Here is a 15919-nt window from a genome sequence, read left to right as displayed (position 1 = left end):
GGATTGTTGTATCTCACGTTCGGCCATTGAATGCCGAAGGGAATAATTACATTTCAAGGGAATAGATATGAGCACAGCCTTTGAAGTCGATACGCCAAGTATCGCAGCCCCATTTTCTACTCAAGTACCGAAAGTAGAAGGTGTTTACGATCTCACGCTGGACCAAATTTTATTGGATCAACAAGAGCACGAGTCACAAGTTCGTTCTTATCCAAGGCGTTTACCCATCGCCATTAAGCAAGCTTATGGCGCTTTGGTTGAAGATACGCGCGGTCAGCTTTTCTTAGACTGCTTAGCCGGTGCCGGTACGCTTGCGCTGGGTTATAACCACCCAGAAATAAACCAAGCGTTAAAAGAACAGCTTGATAGTGGTCTTCCTTACCAAACGCTCGATATTACCACCCAAGCGAAAGACAACTTTATTAAACGGGTGAAAGCATTTCTTCCTCAAGAGTTTGCTCATAACTCAGCGATTCAATTTTGTGGCCCATCGGGTGCAGATGCCGTAGAAGCGGCGATTAAACTTGCCAAGCAAACCACTGGCCGAAATACCATGTTTGCTTTTCGCGGTGCATACCATGGCATGACAAATGGCACGATGGGAATGATGGGGAATCTTGGGACTAAAGCGCGTCGCACTGGCTTAATGTCTGACGTGCATTTCATGCCTTTCCCATACAATTTACGTTGTCCATTCGGCCTTGGTGGGGATGAAGGTGCGAAAGCCAGTATTCGTTATATTGAACGTCTATTAAATGACGATGAAGCGGGCATTATGAAGCCTGCCGCGATGATTGTAGAACCTGTGCAAGGTGAGGGTGGTGTTATACCAGCACCTGCATTCTGGCTACGCGAGTTACGTCGTATCTGTGATGAACATGGCATCCTATTGATTTTCGATGAAATTCAATGTGGTGTGGGTAAAACTGGTTATCACTTTGCCTATGAAGAGTCGGGCATTCAGCCGGATATTCTTTGCTTATCAAAAGCGATTGGTGGCGGTTTGCCGATGTCGATTTTGGTGTTCGATAAGCAAATCGATACGTGGTTAGCTGGTGAGCATACCGGTACTTTCCGTGGTAATCAGTTAGCGATGGTATCAGGTGCGAAAGCATTGGAGATCATCGAGCGTGATAACTTAGTTGAGCACGCAAATGTTGCTGGCCAGTATTTGCGTCATGGGCTAGAGGCTCTTCAACAACGTGTTGATTGTATTGCTGAGGTTCGTGGTAAAGGGTTAATGCTGGGTGTTGAGATTCGTAAGCCCGGTACAGAGCTAAACAAGTTCGGTGAGCCAGTGGCTGATGGCGAGCTTACTCTTGCCATTCAGCGAGCAGCGTTAGAACGCGGTTTAATGGTTGAAAAAGGTGGCCGCGAAGGGGCGGTGATTCGTTTTCTACCTCCAATGATTATCTCGTTTGAGCAAATAGATTTTGCACTGCGAGTATTGGAACAAGCTATTTTGGCCGCGGGAGGTCATCGACGAGAGTCAACTGAGCGTCAAGATAACTGGCGACAGCACTTTATCCAAACGGGCGAAACGGGCGCTCAGCAGTACGCACAGCTGATGCAGCAAACCACTTTTGCCATGCAGTCGGTATTCGAGCAAGTCGAGAAACCATACTCTGGTTTAGACCCAAAGCGGCTTGAACAAGCAATTAAGAGCGTTGATTTAGACAGCCACGCTGAGCTAAAGCAGGTGATTGCTGATACCACAGACTTAGTGGTTAAGAACTCTATCTTCGTTCAACATCCAGATTGTATCGCGCACTTACATACGCCACCTCTAATGCCGTCCATTATTGCTGAGTCGATGATAGCGGCGCTTAATCAATCAATGGACTCTTGGGATCAGGCATCTGCGGCGACTTACGTTGAACAGAAAGTCGTGGACTGGGTGTGCGATAAGTTTGATTTAGGCGATCAAGCTGATGGCGTATTTACCAGTGGTGGTACGCAAAGCAACCTCATGGGATTGCTGCTCGCCCGCGATTGGATTGCCGACAAAATGGCAGGACATTCAATTCAAAAACAAGGGCTTCCTGAGTTTGCGAACAAATTACGCATTCTATGCTCTAAAAAATCTCACTTCACTGTGCAAAAGTCAGCCTCTCTGTTAGGACTAGGTGAATATAGCGTATGCTGTGTTGCCGCTCACCCAAATGGCACGATAAAAATCGACGCACTTGAGGCAGAAATTCAAAGCCTGCTACAAGAGGGAATGATTCCGTTTTGTGTTGTGGGTACGGCAGGTACGACCGATCATGGCGCAATAGATGACCTCAATGCTATTGCTGGTTTAGCACGCCAGAATGGGTTGTGGTTCCATGTTGATAGTGCATATGGTGGTGCGTTAGTTCTAAGCAGTCATAAAGATCGACTAGCCGGTATTGAGCTAGCGGATTCAGTGAGTGTCGATTTTCATAAGCTGTTTTATCAAACCATCAGCTGCGGCGCCGTGCTTTTAAAAGACAAATCGAACTTTAAGTATCTACTTCATCATGCGGACTATCTAAATCGCGAACACGATGAGTTACCGAATTTGGTCGATAAGTCGATTGCAACCACTAAACGTTTTGATGCACTGAAAGTGCTGATGACGATGCAAAATGTGGGACCAAACGCTCTTGGGGGGATGGTCGATCATTTGATTGAACAGACTCAGCAAGTCGCAAATCTAATTCGAAACCATGAAGGTTTTGAACTGTTGGCTGAGCCGTCACTGTCGACGGTATTGTTCCGCGCCAACAACGCTACTGTCACGGATCTAGACACCTTGAATAAAACTCTGAGATTGCAGGCGTTAACACGCGGAATTGCAGTACTTGGAGAAACGGTAGTAGATGAGAAGTCAGCACTTAAATTTACTATCTTAAACCCGTGTTTGAAGATTTCAGATTTTGAATCTTTACTAAGTAAAATCAATACTCTAGCACTTGAGCTAGCAGAATAAAGGTAACGAAACTATGGCTATTCTACAGATTGGTGCAGGCGGCGTTGGCTGGGTAGTTGCACACAAAGCAGCTCAAAACAATGACGTTCTGGGTGACATTACTATCGCATCTCGCACTGTTGCGAAATGTGAAAAGATCATCGAATCAATCAAAGGTAAAAACAACCTAAAGGATTCAACTAAGAAGCTTGAAGCGCGCGCAGTTAACGCAGACGATGTTGATGCACTTGTTGCGCTTATCAAAGAAGTTCAGCCTGATCTTGTTATCAATGCAGGCCCTCCTTGGGTAAACATCACCATCATGGAAGCGTGTTACCAAGCAAAAGTTTCTTACCTAGATACATCCGTAGCGGTTGACCTATGTTCTGAAGGTCAACAAGTGCCAGAAGCTTATGATTGGCAGTGGGGCTACCGTGAGAAGTTCGCGGAAGCAGGTATCACTGGTATTCTTGGTGCGGGTTTCGATCCTGGTGTGGTTTCAGTATTTGCCGCTTACGCAGTGAAGCACCTATTCGATGAAATCGATACCATCGATGTTATGGATGTTAACGCAGGCGATCACGGTAAGAAGTTCGCAACTAACTTCGATCCTGAGACAAACATGCTTGAGATCCAAGGCGATTCTTTCTACTGGGAAAATGAAGAGTGGAAACAAGTGCCTTGTCACTCTCGTATGCTTGAGTTCGATTTCCCTAACTGTGGTACACACAAAGTTTACTCAATGGCGCACGATGAAGTTCGCTCAATGAAAGAGTTCATCCCAGCGAAACGTATTGAGTTTTGGATGGGCTTTGGTGACAAGTACCTGAACTACTTCAACTGTATGCGTGATATTGGTCTACTAAGCCCAGACCCGCTAACATTGCACGATGGCACCGTGGTTCAGCCTCTTCATGTTTTGAAAGCTCTACTTCCAGACCCAACATCACTTGCTCCGGGTTACACGGGCCTAACGTGTATCGGTACTTGGGTACAAGGTAAGAAAGACGGTAAAGAGCGCAGCGTATTCATCTACAATAACGCCGACCACGAAGTTGCATACCAAGATGTAGAGCACCAAGCGATCTCTTACACAACAGGCGTTCCTGCAATCACGGCGGCACTTCAGTTCTTCCGTGGTGAATGGGCGGATAAAGGCGTGTTCAACATGGAACAGCTAAACCCAGACCCATTCCTAGCGACAATGCCTGAAATCGGTCTAGATTGGCATGTTCAAGAGCTAGAAGCAGGTCAAGGTCTTCCAGTTATTCACGAGCTGGAAAAATAAGAACCTGTTTCTTGTTTTGATCGCTAATTAAAGGGGACATGGATTGTTCCCTTTTCGATGATGCTCGCCTTAAAGCTTTGGTATCATTTATTTTGATTTTGTCACTCACTGCGTTTGAACAGGACAAAGTCAAAATAAATCACACCAAACTTGTTTAATTTACCTTTCCATCTTTAGATGCTGCTTGAGCGCGTATAAAAAATGACATTTAAGAAAGAAGAACTTAAAACCCCATACTTTATGATCAACGAAGATAAGCTGATTGAGAATCTTGAGAAAGCAAAACAGCTTAAAGAAATCTCTGGCGTAAAGTTGGTACTGGCGCTGAAATGCTTTTCGACTTGGGGTGTTTTCGACATCATTAAACCATACTTAGATGGCACCACCAGTTCTGGTCCATTTGAGGTAAAGCTTGGTCATGAAACCTTTGGTGGCGAAACGCATGCATACAGTGTGGGTTACAGCGAAGATGATGTTCGTGAAGTGGCGGATATTTGTGACAAGATGATCTTCAACTCACAAAGCCAGCTTGCTGCCTATCGTCATATCGTAGAAGGCAAAGCGTCACTTGGCCTTCGTTTGAACCCGGGCGTAAGCTATGCAGGGCAAGACTTAGCTAACCCAGCGCGTCAATTCTCTCGTTTGGGTGTTCAAGCGGATCACATTAAACCAGAAGTGTTCAATGACATTAATGGCGTGATGTTCCACATGAACTGTGAGAACAAAGATGTGGATGCCTTTATCGGGCTGCTTGATTCTATCTCTGAGCAGTTTGGTCAGTATCTAGATAAGCTGGACTGGGTGAGCATGGGTGGTGGTGTATTCTTTACATGGTCGGGTTATGACATCGAGAAGCTTGGTTTAGCATTGAAAGCATTTGCCGAGAAACATGGCGTGCAAATGTATCTAGAGCCGGGTGAAGCCATCATTACCAAGACGACTGATCTTGTGGTAACCGTAGTAGATATCGTAGAGAACGTGAAGAAGACAGCGATTGTTGATTCAGCAACGGAAGCGCACCGCCTCGATACCCTTATCTACGATGAGCCAGCGTCAATCTTAGAAGCCTCTGATGACGGTAAGCATAACTACGTGATTGGTTCATGTTCATGCTTAGCGGGCGATCAGTTCTGTGAAGCGAGTTTCGAGCAACCATTAGAGATTGGTCAACGTCTGCATATCTTAGACAGTGCGGGTTACACTATGGTGAAACTTAACTGGTTCAATGGCTTACGTATGCCATCAGTTTATTGTGAGCGTTCGAATGGTGAAGTTCAAAAGCTGAATGAATTTGATTACTCAGACTTTAAACGTTCACTCTCTCAGTGGAGTGTAAAGTAGTGAGATTCCGCTACAAATAATTTAAGAGCCCGCATCATGCGGGCTCTGTTGTTTCGTTTATCTCGTTGTTTTTATTCGGTTGTTAGGCCAGTTTGAAGCTTACGAGCTTTTCATCAAGCTCTCTGGATAGTGCCGCTAAGGTTTCACTTTCACGCGCCAAATATACCGCTGCTTGTGACATTTCAATTGCAGAGTCATTGATGCCATTGACGTTGCAGTTCATATCTTCTGCCACTGAGCTTTGCTCTTCGGCGGCTGTCGCAATTTGGCTCGCTTTGTCGCTAACGTGTTGAATATGGCTGACTATCATATCCAAATCAGAACCTGCTTTTTCTGCGAGATCAACACTGTTTCCCGCTAAGCTCTGGCTTTTTTCCATTGCTTCAAAGGTCGAGATAGCCAAGCTTTGAAGATGATTGATCGTGTTTTGAATCTCGTTGGTTGAATCATTGGTACGGCTAGCTAAGCTACGAACTTCATCTGCGACGACAGCAAATCCGCGGCCTTGATCGCCTGCTCGTGCCGCTTCAATTGCTGCATTTAAAGCCAGCAGGTTAGTTTGCTCTGATATACCAGAAATCACAGCAGTGACGTCACCAATTTCCATTACGCCTTCTTTTAGTTTGGCGACTTGTTCAGAGGCATTATGTAGCTCGCTAGAAAGAGATTTAATGCAATCGACGCTTGAGTGAACGTCTTTGTCACCCAACCCAGCTTCGCGGTTCGCTTGATGAGTGTCTCGGGCTGTGTCTTCTGCGTGATGAGCGACTTCTGCAACGGTTGCACTCATTTCATTCATAGCGGTAGCTAATTGACTTAGCTGATCTTGTTGGGCAGAAACTGCATGACTGGTTTCTTCTGCCGAGGATGCAATTTGCGAAGCGGCGAGGGCGACGTTTTTTGAACCTTGCACCGAATCGGCGAGCGCACTTCTTACCGAAGCAACGCTTTCATTGATACGCTTGGCGACAACACCAATTTCATCTTTTCCTTTCACTGGAATTTCAGCGGTTAGGTCTCCTCGAGCGATGAATTCCATAGCGTGATTGATTTCATCCAAAGGACGAGTAATTGCGCGAGTGATGATAACACCAAGCACTATCATTACGGCGACAATGCTTAATGCAGCGATACCCATGCGAAGAACTTGGTCAAAAATCGACGCTTCAATATCATTGATGATCATTCCTGAACCGACTACCCATCCCCATGGGGCAAAGCCTTTAACAATAGAGAGTTTATCAGCAGGAAGCCCCGCTGAGTCTTTCCAAAGATAGGTAACTGAGCCTGATTGACCACCTTTGGCGAGGTTGACCATGTCAAACCAAACTCTATCTTCAGCAACATTGGCATTCCCAAGCTGTTGGCCGTCTAACTGTGGCTGGACAGGATTGACAAGTACGATGCGATCCTCATTCATTACAAAGACATAGTTGTCGCCATCGTAGCGAATTGCTCGGATTACCTCTTTGGCTTTATCTTGAGCTTCCGCTTCAGGTAGCGTTTTGTATAACACATCGATTTGTGCGAGAGCTGAGTCAACTACGGCATAAAGTCGAGCTTCTCGCTCGGCAATAAGGTTGTTTTTGAGAGTATTACCAGAGATGAATAATAGACAAAGTGAACCAATCACGCTGGCAATGATCATGGTTGCCAGCTTTTGGCTGACTTTAATATTGCTTAAATATTGAAGCATGTCTCGCTCCTTGCTATGACGTTGAAAGCATCTACTACTTAATGGCTATTTGTGAGTTATCTAGATAAATTCTGGTAGGAAATAACACGGTTTTGCGGAGAAATTGTGACTTTGTTAACTTGGGCAAATTTTTGACAAAAAAAAGGAAGCCATCGGCTTCCTGATATTTTTATTGGTACGATTTATAAATTATTCTGTGATGACGCGAGTATCTTCGCTCAGAGCCTCAAGTTCATTGGCGACATCTTCAATTTTAATGTCAGTCGGTAATCGCATAGCGATATTGGCGGTAAATAAACTTGAGCTCACGCCACCACCACCAGCGATGAATACTCGTTGGCAATCCATATCCAGTATGTTGATACCTTGGCCATCAAGAACATGGGTAATTTCGTTAACAATTCCCGCGCGATCGTTGGCATCGAGTCGGATTTGGTAAATGGTATCGATATCGTGGCTTGCACTGTCTGAATCTGAAATTTTCACCAGTAGTTCAGGTTGGGCAGTAAACGCTTCTTGTACGAGCTGGGCATTCTCCTCAGGAAGCTCGATTTTAATCACTGCAGCGACTTGATTTTCAATGAAGTTCACTTTGCTGATTAGCCATTTACCCCCGTTTTCATGGGTGATAGCGGCAAGTTGTTTGATGGTTGCAGGGGTCGCTTTTCCGACGAAATTGACGATGAAAGTAGTATTCATACAGGCCTCCTGAATGCAAGCGCGGTGCGTTATTCAATAACAACGTTAACAATGGCTTGTCGTTATTGGTATAAATTCAGTGTAGAAGCGGAGGCGAGTTAAGGTTTGATATAGGTCAAGAATTTGACCTAATCGTTACGACAGTTATCGAATATCAAACCTTAAGCACAAAAAAAGCGACGTTATTGCGTCGCTTAGTATTTGATTTATCGCCAATTAAAAGGTGATTTCTAGCTCTACACCGTAGAACTGACTGTCGTATGACGCACCAGCATCAAGAGCGAATTTCGCCGCTTCTTGATTGCCAAACCAAGGCTTGCTGCTAAATTGAAATTCAGCGCTGCCGCCCCAGGCATCCGTCACCCAACCGTGGATATGACCAACCGGGTTTAGGAAGAATAGGGTAACACCACCCATGGTTTGTGAGCCCCATACTTCGCCGCCGGTTTCGACGATCTCTTGCTCTGCTTCAAACATCAGCTCACCGACAACGGCACCAAAGAATGGTGTGATAACGATATCCTGCCATGATGGTACTTCAGCGAACGATTCAACACCGTACTCCCAGAAGAAAGTAGAGAGCACAGCAGAGTATAGGAATGAGTCGAATTCGTTAAAGCCTGCGTGACGAGCTGCTGTGTAGTAAACACCGCCAAAGTATGGGTGAGCAATGTAGTTTAGGAAATGCTCATCGCGATCCCATACTGGACCCGCTGTTACATTGTCTTTCCATTTCTTGCCTAGGTTGCCAAGATCGCGATCTTCTTCATCCCATTTGGTGATAGATTCTGGTAGTAGCGTCATTAGACCCACGGTTGCAACACTTAAACCTAGTACGGTGTAAGTCTGCTCTTTTAAGTACTGCCAGTCACGCTGGTCTTGAACTTGCAAGTATTTAGGTAGTGGTGGTTCTTCGAGTTTCAGCTGATCCTCTGTTAAGCTCAAAGCAAATGGATCTGCAGATTGAGAATAGTGATAGGTGCTGTTATAAAGACTGTAGTCTTCGTTTTGATCCAATGTATATGAGAACTCAATATGTTGGTTCGAATCAAACGTGTTAGCGTTAGCGCAAGCTGATAGTGACAACATCAAAGCAGCGATGTTTTTATTAAGCACGGAAAAACTCCACAGTCTTATACTCAAAGAGTAAAATATGAGTATTAAAATTATCTAGTAAAGATGGATTATGGCAGTTAAATATCGAAAAGGTCACTTTAACGGCCAATATTGCTGCTCAAATAGAGATATTCGTGTTGAAACAAGCATCTAAAAATGAGCAGAGCATCAGTTATGACGATCCAAATCACAATTATCCAATAAAGTAACGGTAATAGAAACCGCAAATTGATTTAAACGACGATTGGATCGGTTTTATGCTCCATATTTGACCAAGCGATTGGCAAACAGCGTACCGATTATATTTATGGTTACGTCGAATTTAAAGGAAAAATTATGTTAAAAATCGCAATGTTGAGCACAGGTGAAGAAGTCCTTCACGGTGACATTGTAGACACTAACGCAGCATGGCTATCAGAACAGTTTTTCCAAAAAGGCTTTGCGTTGACCAAGCGAAGTACTGTCGGTGATACCTTAGGTGCACTGACTGAAGAGTTGCTCATGCTTAGCTTTAACAACAACGTTGTCGTGGTTAATGGCGGACTTGGGCCAACCAGCGACGATGTGAGTGCAGAAGCGGCTGCCAATGCAGCGGATGTTCCTTTAATACTTCATGAGCAATGGCTTGAAAGGTTAAAAGAGTTTTTTGCTGCTCGTGGTGTCACCATGCCAGAAAGTAATCGTAAGCAAGCGATGTTGCCGGAAGGGGCGGCATTTATCGACAATCCAATCGGTACTGCGTGTGGTTTTAAAGTGATGATTAACGACTGCGCGTTCTATTTTACTCCGGGTGTACCGAGCGAGTTTAAGCGCATGGTATCGGAGCAAATATTGCCTGATCTCGCGCAGCAATATCGCGACGTTAAGGGATTAGATTGCAGTCGCCTTTACACGTTTGGTACGTCTGAATCGGCACTATCGGACAAACTTGATAAGGTGCAGTTGCCAGAAGGCTACTCGCTAGGTTATCGCTCATACCTGCCATATATTGAAGTAAAGCTATTTGGCCCGAAAGGGGATCTAGATACTCGTCTTAAGCTGATGCAGTTGATCTTCAAATTGATTGAGCCAAATGTCGTCAGTGTCGATGAGCCAATGCAGTCTCACGTTGGTCATCTTATATCAGAACGTAAGCAATCTATTGCGATTGCTGAACGCTCTACTCTTGGTCAGTTGGCATGTTGGCTTCATTCAGATGAACGTTCGGCAGAGTACTGTGGCCACGGATGGGTATTAGGTGGTCAGGTGGAAGTTGGCGCTAATGAGAATGATGCGTTGGCTGAAGCATTTGCGCTAGCTGGGGCGACGAGAGATAAATGTGCCACGGATATTGCGATAGTTTCTGGTCGCTTGCTGAATCGCAGCTTTACAGTGGCTTTAGCGACACCCGAAGGAGAATGGGGGCAAACATTAACCTTCAATCGCACCTATAGTCGCGATGATCAAGCTTTGGTTATTACTACGGTGGCTGCGGATATGCTTCGCCGCTATTTGTCAGGGCGTACCATGTTTGCCAACTATAGCTCATTGACCAGAGAGAAAGAAATGTATGTTCCGCAAAGCATTTTAGGCTCGGGCCACTGAAGATCTTTGCGCGGGTTTTAGGGTTTTATTCGCCGACTTATAGAGGCTTAGAATAAAATCTTCTAAGTGTTATCTTACTGATAATTATGTATTAAAAATTAAATCTTAGTTTTGAGACTGCATGTAACGGAAATTGATCTTACACTATTGATTGGCGCAGAAATGCTCACAAGGAGGTAGTGATGTTTCCCCAGTCGAAAATATTGGTGTGGTATCAAGTCGCGAGTCAAAAAGTGGTATTAGGCGAGGCGTTTAGCTCGGGAAATTCTGATGTGCACTCTATTTGGCGAAACGCTAAACGAGAAAACCAACTCGATGAAGAGATGGGCTACGGATTGTCGTTATTCGATGATGATGGTCGTGAAGTGGCAGGAAAAGTGGTATCTGTTGCAACAGCAGACAACGTTCTTATGGGATTCACAACCAAAATGAATAAAGTAAGCCTGTAATTGACACCCAGTTGAAAGAAGCGCGCTGATCAGCGCGCTTTTTGTTTTATAGGACTTTTAAGCACTTTTCTGGTGGCAAGCTTAACAAGGTGTTGGCAAAGTTAATCTTTTCATCACGCCATTTGAGTGCCGCTTCATGATTTTCGTTTGAATGGCGATCGGCTTCGAAGTAACTACGTTGTGGCAACCCATCTGCGGGTGTCATGACCATGCTTTGTTCATTCACTCTGAGAGTAAACAAGAACTGCCCGCGTTGGCCAAGCTGTGCCGCAGGGTGGTGGAGTGTGGTATCGCAGCAGTATCTTTTATCGCGTAGTGCTCGGCATGTGTACTCAAAGGCATCTTGAGTACCACGGCCTGGAAATGAAGTGTAGATGCTAATGCCATCACGTTGCAGTATTTGGTTGCCCGCAGCTAACTCAACGGCGTATTGAACCAACCTAAAACCCAGCACTAATCCACCAACACTCGAAATTCCGCTGTATTGCAACGCACCTTCTATATTGAGTTTTAGCTTGTCTTCACCTTCATACAAGTAGAGGTCTGGGCTTGCCCATTCGCTTTTGGGGATGAGCAGTTGAGTTATATCTGATGATTCCATTTGATTCTCCGCTGAGCATTTTGTTGTAGCGATTAATTTATACGAATGGTAATCATTATCAACTTATATTTATCGTAAATGCGCTGAGCGACGAGTTGAATTAACCAATGGGTATGAAGATACAAATAGAAAAAAGGCCAGAGTTAAACTCTGGCCTTGATAGGAAGTCTTGTTGTGGTTAAGCGCGTTTTTCTTTGAGCTTATAGACCACTTCTTCAAGCTCTACGTCTGTTTTGGCTCGGGTGACGCAAGGTAATACCTCATCACCTTGGGTATAAGCCATTGCAAAGCCAACGTATTCAACTTCTCCGGATTTGAGTTTGCAGCGACATGCACCGCAATGACCATCTCGGCAGTTGTATTCAGCGTCAATACCAGCGTTTTCTAATGATTCCAATAAAGTGTTGGAAGCATTAGAAGTGATGGTAACTTGACCGTTGACTTTGATGTTAGACATTACAGTTCGAAGTCCTTGAAGTCGTCTGCTTTCACATCACTTTCAATCTGACCGACTAGGTAAGATGAAATTTCTGCTTCTTGCGGAGCAACTTGAACGTTATCAGAAGATAGCCAAGCATTAATCCAAGGAATTGGGTTAGAGGTCGCTTCTGGGTAAGCAGCACCTAGGCCAACGGCTTGCATACGAACGTTAGTAATGTACTCAACGTATTGGCAAAGAATGTCTTTGTTTAGACCAATCATAGAGCCATCTTTGAATAGGTATTCTGCCCATTCTTTCTCTTGTTCAGCTGCCGCTTTGAATAAGTCAAAACACTCTTGTTTAGCTTCTTCTGCGATTTGCATGAAGGTAAAGTCATCTTGACCATTACGCAGTAGGTTAATCATATGCTGCGTGCCAGTTAGGTGAAGTGCTTCATCACGAGCGATTAGCTTGATGATTTTAGCGTTACCTTCCATTAGCTCACGTTCTGCGAATGCGAACGAACAAGCAAACGACACATAGAAACGAATCGCTTCAAGTGCGTTAACAGACATCAGACAGATGTACAGCTGCTTTTTCAGATCGTATAGGCTGATCTTAACTGATTCACCAGCGATTTCATGCGTACCTTCACCGTAACGGTGGTAGTCGTTGGTCATCTGGATCAGTTTGTCATAGTAGTGCGAGATATCTTTAGCGCGCGCTAAGATGTGCTCGTTTTCTACGATGTCATCAAACACAATGCCTGGATCATTCACGATGTTACGAATGATGTGAGTGTAAGAACGTGAGTGAATTGTCTCAGAGAAAGACCAAGTCTCAATCCAAGTTTCTAGCTCAGGCAGAGATACTAAAGGCAGTAGCGCAACGTTCGGGCTGCGTCCTTGAATAGAATCAAGCAGCGTTTGGTATTTTAGGTTAGAGATGAAAATGTGTTTTTCATGATCTGGCAGTTTGTTGTAATCGATGCGATCGCTCGATACATCCACTTCTTCAGGACGCCAGAAGAAAGACAGCTGTTTCTCAATCAGCTTCTCAAAGATTTCGAATTTTTGTTGGTCGTAGCGCGCTACGTTAACCGATTGACCAAGAAACATTGGTTCTTTTAGTTGGTCATTTTTATTTTGGTTAAAAGTACTGTAAGCCATGATGCCTCAATTCCTTTTAAGCCCCTCCACTTGGTAATCAAGGGTAGGGGCGATAGTTCTGTTTAAATCAATACCGTTTTAGATAGAGCAGGGTATTGGTTAGATCTTACAACCGCCGCCAGCGCAATCGTCATCAGCGGGTTGAACTGCGTCTTTTTGGTCGTCTTTCGCGCCATCACGAGTGTTATGGTAGTAAAGCGTCTTAACACCGTATTTGTACGCAGTCAGCAGATCTTGAAGAAGTTTCTTCATCGGCACTTTACCGCTCTCGAAACGAGAAGGGTCGTAGTTTGTGTTTGCCGAGATAGCTTGGTCAATAAACTTCTGAATGATACCCACAATATGTAGGTAGCCATCGTTAGAACCGATATCCCAAAGCAGCTCGTAGTTGTCTTTTAGCTGAGTGAACTCAGGCACAACTTGCTTCAAGATGCCATCTTTAGAAGCTTTCACTGATACGTAACCACGAGGTGGCTCAATACCGTTAGTTGCATTTGAAATCTGTGAAGAGGTTTCAGATGGCATTAGTGCGGTAAGCGTTGAGTTACGTAGACCATGTTCCATGATCTCTTTACGTAGCTCTTCCCAGTCGTAGTGCAGTGGCTCGTCACAAACAAGATCAACATCTTTCTTGTATGTGTCGATTGGCAATAGACCTTTCGCGTAGTTTGTTTCTTCAAACAGTGGGCACTTGCCTTGCTCTTTCGCTAGTGCAACAGACGCTTTGAGTAGGTAGTACTGCATCGCTTCAAAAGTGCGGTGTGTTAGGCCATTTGCACTGCCGTCCGAGTACTTCACGCCATTCTTCGCTAGGTAGTAAGCAAAGTTAATCACACCAACACCTAACGTACGACGGTTCATTGTCGACTTGTATGCCGCTGGTAGTGGGTAATCTTGGTAATCAAGCAGTGCATCTAGAGCGCGAACAACCAGTTCTGAAAGCTCTTCAAAGTCGTCTAGCTCTTTGATTGCACCTAGGTTAAATGCAGATAGAGTACATAGAGCGATTTCACCTGAATCGTCTTCTACGTTTGCTAGAGGCTTAGTTGGCAGTGCGATTTCTAAACATAGGTTAGATTGACGAACTGGCGCGACTTCTGAGTCGAATGGGCTGTGCGTGTTACAGTGGTCAACGTTTTGAATGTAGATACGACCTGTTGATGCGCGTTCTTGCATCAGAAGGGTAAACATTTCAATCGCTTTAACGGTCTCTTTCTTAATTGAAGGATCGTTTTCGTATTTCACGTATAGACGCTCAAACTCCGCTTGGTTTTCGAAGAATGCGTCGTATAGACCGGGTACGTCAGATGGTGAGAACAGGGTAATGTTACCGCCTTCAACAAGACGTTGGTACATCAGTTTGTTTAGCTGTACACCGTAGTCCATGTGACGAACACGGTTCTCTTCAACACCACGGTTGTTCTTAAGTACCATTAGCGAGCGAGCTTCGCCATGCCACATTGGGTAGAACACAGTTGCAGCGCCGCCACGAACACCACCTTGTGAACAACATTTTACCGCTGTTTGGAAGTATTTGTAGAATGGGATACAACCGGTGTGGAATGCTTCACCACCACGGATTTCAGAACCCAGCGCACGGATACGACCGGCGTTGATGCCAATACCAGCACGTTGAGAAACGTAACGAACAATTGAGCTAGCCGTTGCGTTGATTGAATCTAGGCTGTCACCACACTCGATAAGAACACATGAGCTGAACTGACGAGTAGGCGTACGTACACCAGACATAATTGGTGTAGGTAGAGAAATTTTAAATGTCGATGTCGCATCGTAGAAACGTTTGATGTAGTCAAGGCGCGTTTCTTTAGGGTAATTAGCGAACAGACATGCAGATACCAAGATGTAAAGGAACTGAGCACTTTCATAGATTTCACCGCTTACACGGTTTTGAACAAAGTACTTACCTTCAAGCTGCTTTACTGCTGCGTATGAGAAGTCTAGGTCACGCTTATGGTCTAAGTAAGCGTCTAGTTCGTCTAGCTCAGCCTTGGTGTAATCTTCAAGAATGTGCTTGTCGTACTTGCCCATGTCTACGAGACGTGAAACATGATCAAACAGCGTTGGTGGCTCATATTGACCGTACGCTTTTTTGCGTAGGTGGAACACCGCTAAACGCGCTGCTAGATATTGGTAATCTGGAGTTTCTTCAGAAATCAAATCGGCTGCAGATTTGATGATTGTTTCATGAATGTCAGATGTAGTAATGCCGTCATAGAACTGAATGTGAGCTTTTAGTTCTACCTGCGAAACTGACACATTATCTAGACCTTCAGCCGCCCAAGTGATTACTCGGTGCAGTTTTTCTAGATCAATGTTTTCTTTACGGCCATCACGTTTGGTGACGGTGAGTTGTTGGTTCATTCTGCTTTATTTCCCTAACAAAACTGATGAAAGCCTTGTTTTAGTGTAATTTTTGTAAATCTAATACTGGCTTTGTGATCGGAGCCCATATTTATATTTTAGTCTAAACACAAGATATAGGGGGTGATCTGTTTGCGGATTACAAGATAGTGCTATAAGCACGTTTTTTCAAGTTGAAGATCTTGGATGAGTTGTGGATAACTGACAAATTACAAAATTCCAGTAAGTGGATACTAACTGA

General features: G+C 44.6%; 12 protein-coding genes. 5 read left to right on the top strand and 7 right to left on the bottom strand.

Annotated features, from left to right (window positions below; translation table 11 throughout):
- Positions 1–67: 67 nt before the first annotated feature.
- The 3 genes from OH461_RS04805 (at position 68) to nspC (ending at position 5561) form a co-directional block, all read left to right on the top strand.
- The gene (locus OH461_RS04805; RefSeq protein ID WP_270019473.1) at positions 68–2953 is read left to right on the top strand and encodes a pyridoxal phosphate-dependent class III aminotransferase; all 2886 of its coding nucleotides are present in this window, start codon (positions 68–70) and stop codon (positions 2951–2953) included.
- A 13-nt stretch (positions 2954–2966) separates the two neighbouring features.
- The gene (locus tag OH461_RS04800) at positions 2967–4220 is read left to right on the top strand and encodes a carboxynorspermidine synthase (protein WP_270019472.1); all 1254 of its coding nucleotides are present in this window, start codon (positions 2967–2969) and stop codon (positions 4218–4220) included.
- A 201-nt stretch (positions 4221–4421) separates the two neighbouring features.
- Entirely contained in the window at positions 4422–5561 is a 1140-nt protein-coding gene (gene nspC, locus OH461_RS04795) for a carboxynorspermidine decarboxylase (RefSeq protein ID WP_270019471.1), read from the top strand.
- An 82-nt stretch (positions 5562–5643) separates the two neighbouring features.
- Here the strand turns inward: nspC and OH461_RS04790 are convergent, their stop codons facing one another.
- The 3 genes from OH461_RS04790 to OH461_RS04780 form a co-directional block, all read right to left on the bottom strand.
- Entirely contained in the window at positions 5644–7257 is a 1614-nt protein-coding gene (locus OH461_RS04790; RefSeq protein WP_270019470.1) for a methyl-accepting chemotaxis protein, read from the bottom strand.
- 189 nt (positions 7258–7446) lie between these two features.
- Positions 7447–7956, bottom strand: a complete 510-nt coding sequence (locus OH461_RS04785; RefSeq protein ID WP_270019469.1) for a glycine cleavage system protein R — start codon at positions 7954–7956, stop codon at positions 7447–7449.
- 216 nt (positions 7957–8172) lie between these two features.
- Positions 8173–9072 (bottom strand): DUF3943 domain-containing protein, encoded by a 900-nt coding sequence (locus tag OH461_RS04780; protein WP_270019468.1) that lies wholly within the window; start codon positions 9070–9072, stop codon positions 8173–8175.
- Positions 9073–9408: 336 nt separating this feature from the next.
- Here OH461_RS04780 and OH461_RS04775 point away from each other — a divergent pair, with 336 nt between their 5' ends.
- Both OH461_RS04775 and OH461_RS04770 read left to right on the top strand, forming a co-directional pair.
- Positions 9409–10656 carry a CinA family nicotinamide mononucleotide deamidase-related protein gene (locus OH461_RS04775; protein WP_270019467.1) on the top strand — a complete coding sequence of 416 codons (1248 nt, stop codon included), beginning with the start codon at positions 9409–9411 and terminating at the stop codon, positions 10654–10656.
- 182 nt (positions 10657–10838) lie between these two features.
- Positions 10839–11105 (top strand): hypothetical protein, encoded by a 267-nt coding sequence (locus tag OH461_RS04770; RefSeq protein ID WP_270019466.1) that lies wholly within the window; start codon positions 10839–10841, stop codon positions 11103–11105.
- A 46-nt stretch (positions 11106–11151) separates the two neighbouring features.
- Here OH461_RS04770 and OH461_RS04765 read toward each other — a convergent pair whose 3' ends face one another.
- From OH461_RS04765 to nrdA, 4 genes are all read right to left on the bottom strand, one after another.
- Positions 11152–11706, bottom strand: coding sequence for a hypothetical protein (locus OH461_RS04765; protein ID WP_270019465.1), 555 nt, complete (start codon positions 11704–11706; stop codon positions 11152–11154).
- A 178-nt stretch (positions 11707–11884) separates the two neighbouring features.
- Positions 11885–12163, bottom strand: a complete 279-nt coding sequence (yfaE, locus tag OH461_RS04760) for a class I ribonucleotide reductase maintenance protein YfaE (protein ID WP_270019464.1) — start codon at positions 12161–12163, stop codon at positions 11885–11887.
- Positions 12163–13296 carry a class Ia ribonucleoside-diphosphate reductase subunit beta gene (gene nrdB / locus OH461_RS04755; protein WP_270019463.1) on the bottom strand — a complete coding sequence of 378 codons (1134 nt, stop codon included), beginning with the start codon at positions 13294–13296 and terminating at the stop codon, positions 12163–12165. Before nrdB ends, yfaE begins: the two co-directional genes overlap by 1 nt.
- Positions 13297–13395: 99 nt before the next feature.
- On the bottom strand, positions 13396–15678 hold the full coding sequence (nrdA, locus tag OH461_RS04750; protein WP_260258326.1) for a class 1a ribonucleoside-diphosphate reductase subunit alpha: 2283 nt from the start codon (positions 15676–15678) through the stop codon (positions 13396–13398).
- Between the last annotated feature and the right edge of the window lie 241 nt (positions 15679–15919).

Origin of the sequence: Vibrio sp. LaRot3 (assembly GCF_027587025.1) — a bacterium.
Taxonomy (GTDB): domain Bacteria; phylum Pseudomonadota; class Gammaproteobacteria; order Enterobacterales; family Vibrionaceae; genus Vibrio.
Note: the sequence above shows the minus strand (reverse complement) of the source record. Positions and strands in the feature narration are given on the sequence as shown.

Excerpts from the sequence above, each read along its gene's own strand:
- nrdB (WP_270019463.1), bottom strand. The coding sequence starts at position 13,296 with ATGGCTTACAGTACTTTTAACCAAAATAAAAATGACCAACTAAAAGAA.
- nspC (WP_270019471.1), top strand. The coding sequence starts at position 4,422 with ATGACATTTAAGAAAGAAGAACTTAAAACCCCATACTTTATGATCAAC.
- OH461_RS04790 (WP_270019470.1), bottom strand. The coding sequence starts at position 7,257 with ATGCTTCAATATTTAAGCAATATTAAAGTCAGCCAAAAGCTGGCAACC.
- nrdA (WP_260258326.1), bottom strand. The coding sequence starts at position 15,678 with ATGAACCAACAACTCACCGTCACCAAACGTGATGGCCGTAAAGAAAAC.
- yfaE (WP_270019464.1), bottom strand. The coding sequence starts at position 12,163 with ATGTCTAACATCAAAGTCAACGGTCAAGTTACCATCACTTCTAATGCT.
- OH461_RS04805 (WP_270019473.1), top strand. The coding sequence starts at position 68 with ATGAGCACAGCCTTTGAAGTCGATACGCCAAGTATCGCAGCCCCATTT.
- OH461_RS04785 (WP_270019469.1), bottom strand. The coding sequence starts at position 7,956 with ATGAATACTACTTTCATCGTCAATTTCGTCGGAAAAGCGACCCCTGCA.
- OH461_RS04765 (WP_270019465.1), bottom strand. The coding sequence starts at position 11,706 with ATGGAATCATCAGATATAACTCAACTGCTCATCCCCAAAAGCGAATGG.
- OH461_RS04770 (WP_270019466.1), top strand. The coding sequence starts at position 10,839 with ATGTTTCCCCAGTCGAAAATATTGGTGTGGTATCAAGTCGCGAGTCAA.
- OH461_RS04775 (WP_270019467.1), top strand. The coding sequence starts at position 9,409 with ATGTTAAAAATCGCAATGTTGAGCACAGGTGAAGAAGTCCTTCACGGT.
- OH461_RS04800 (WP_270019472.1), top strand. The coding sequence starts at position 2,967 with ATGGCTATTCTACAGATTGGTGCAGGCGGCGTTGGCTGGGTAGTTGCA.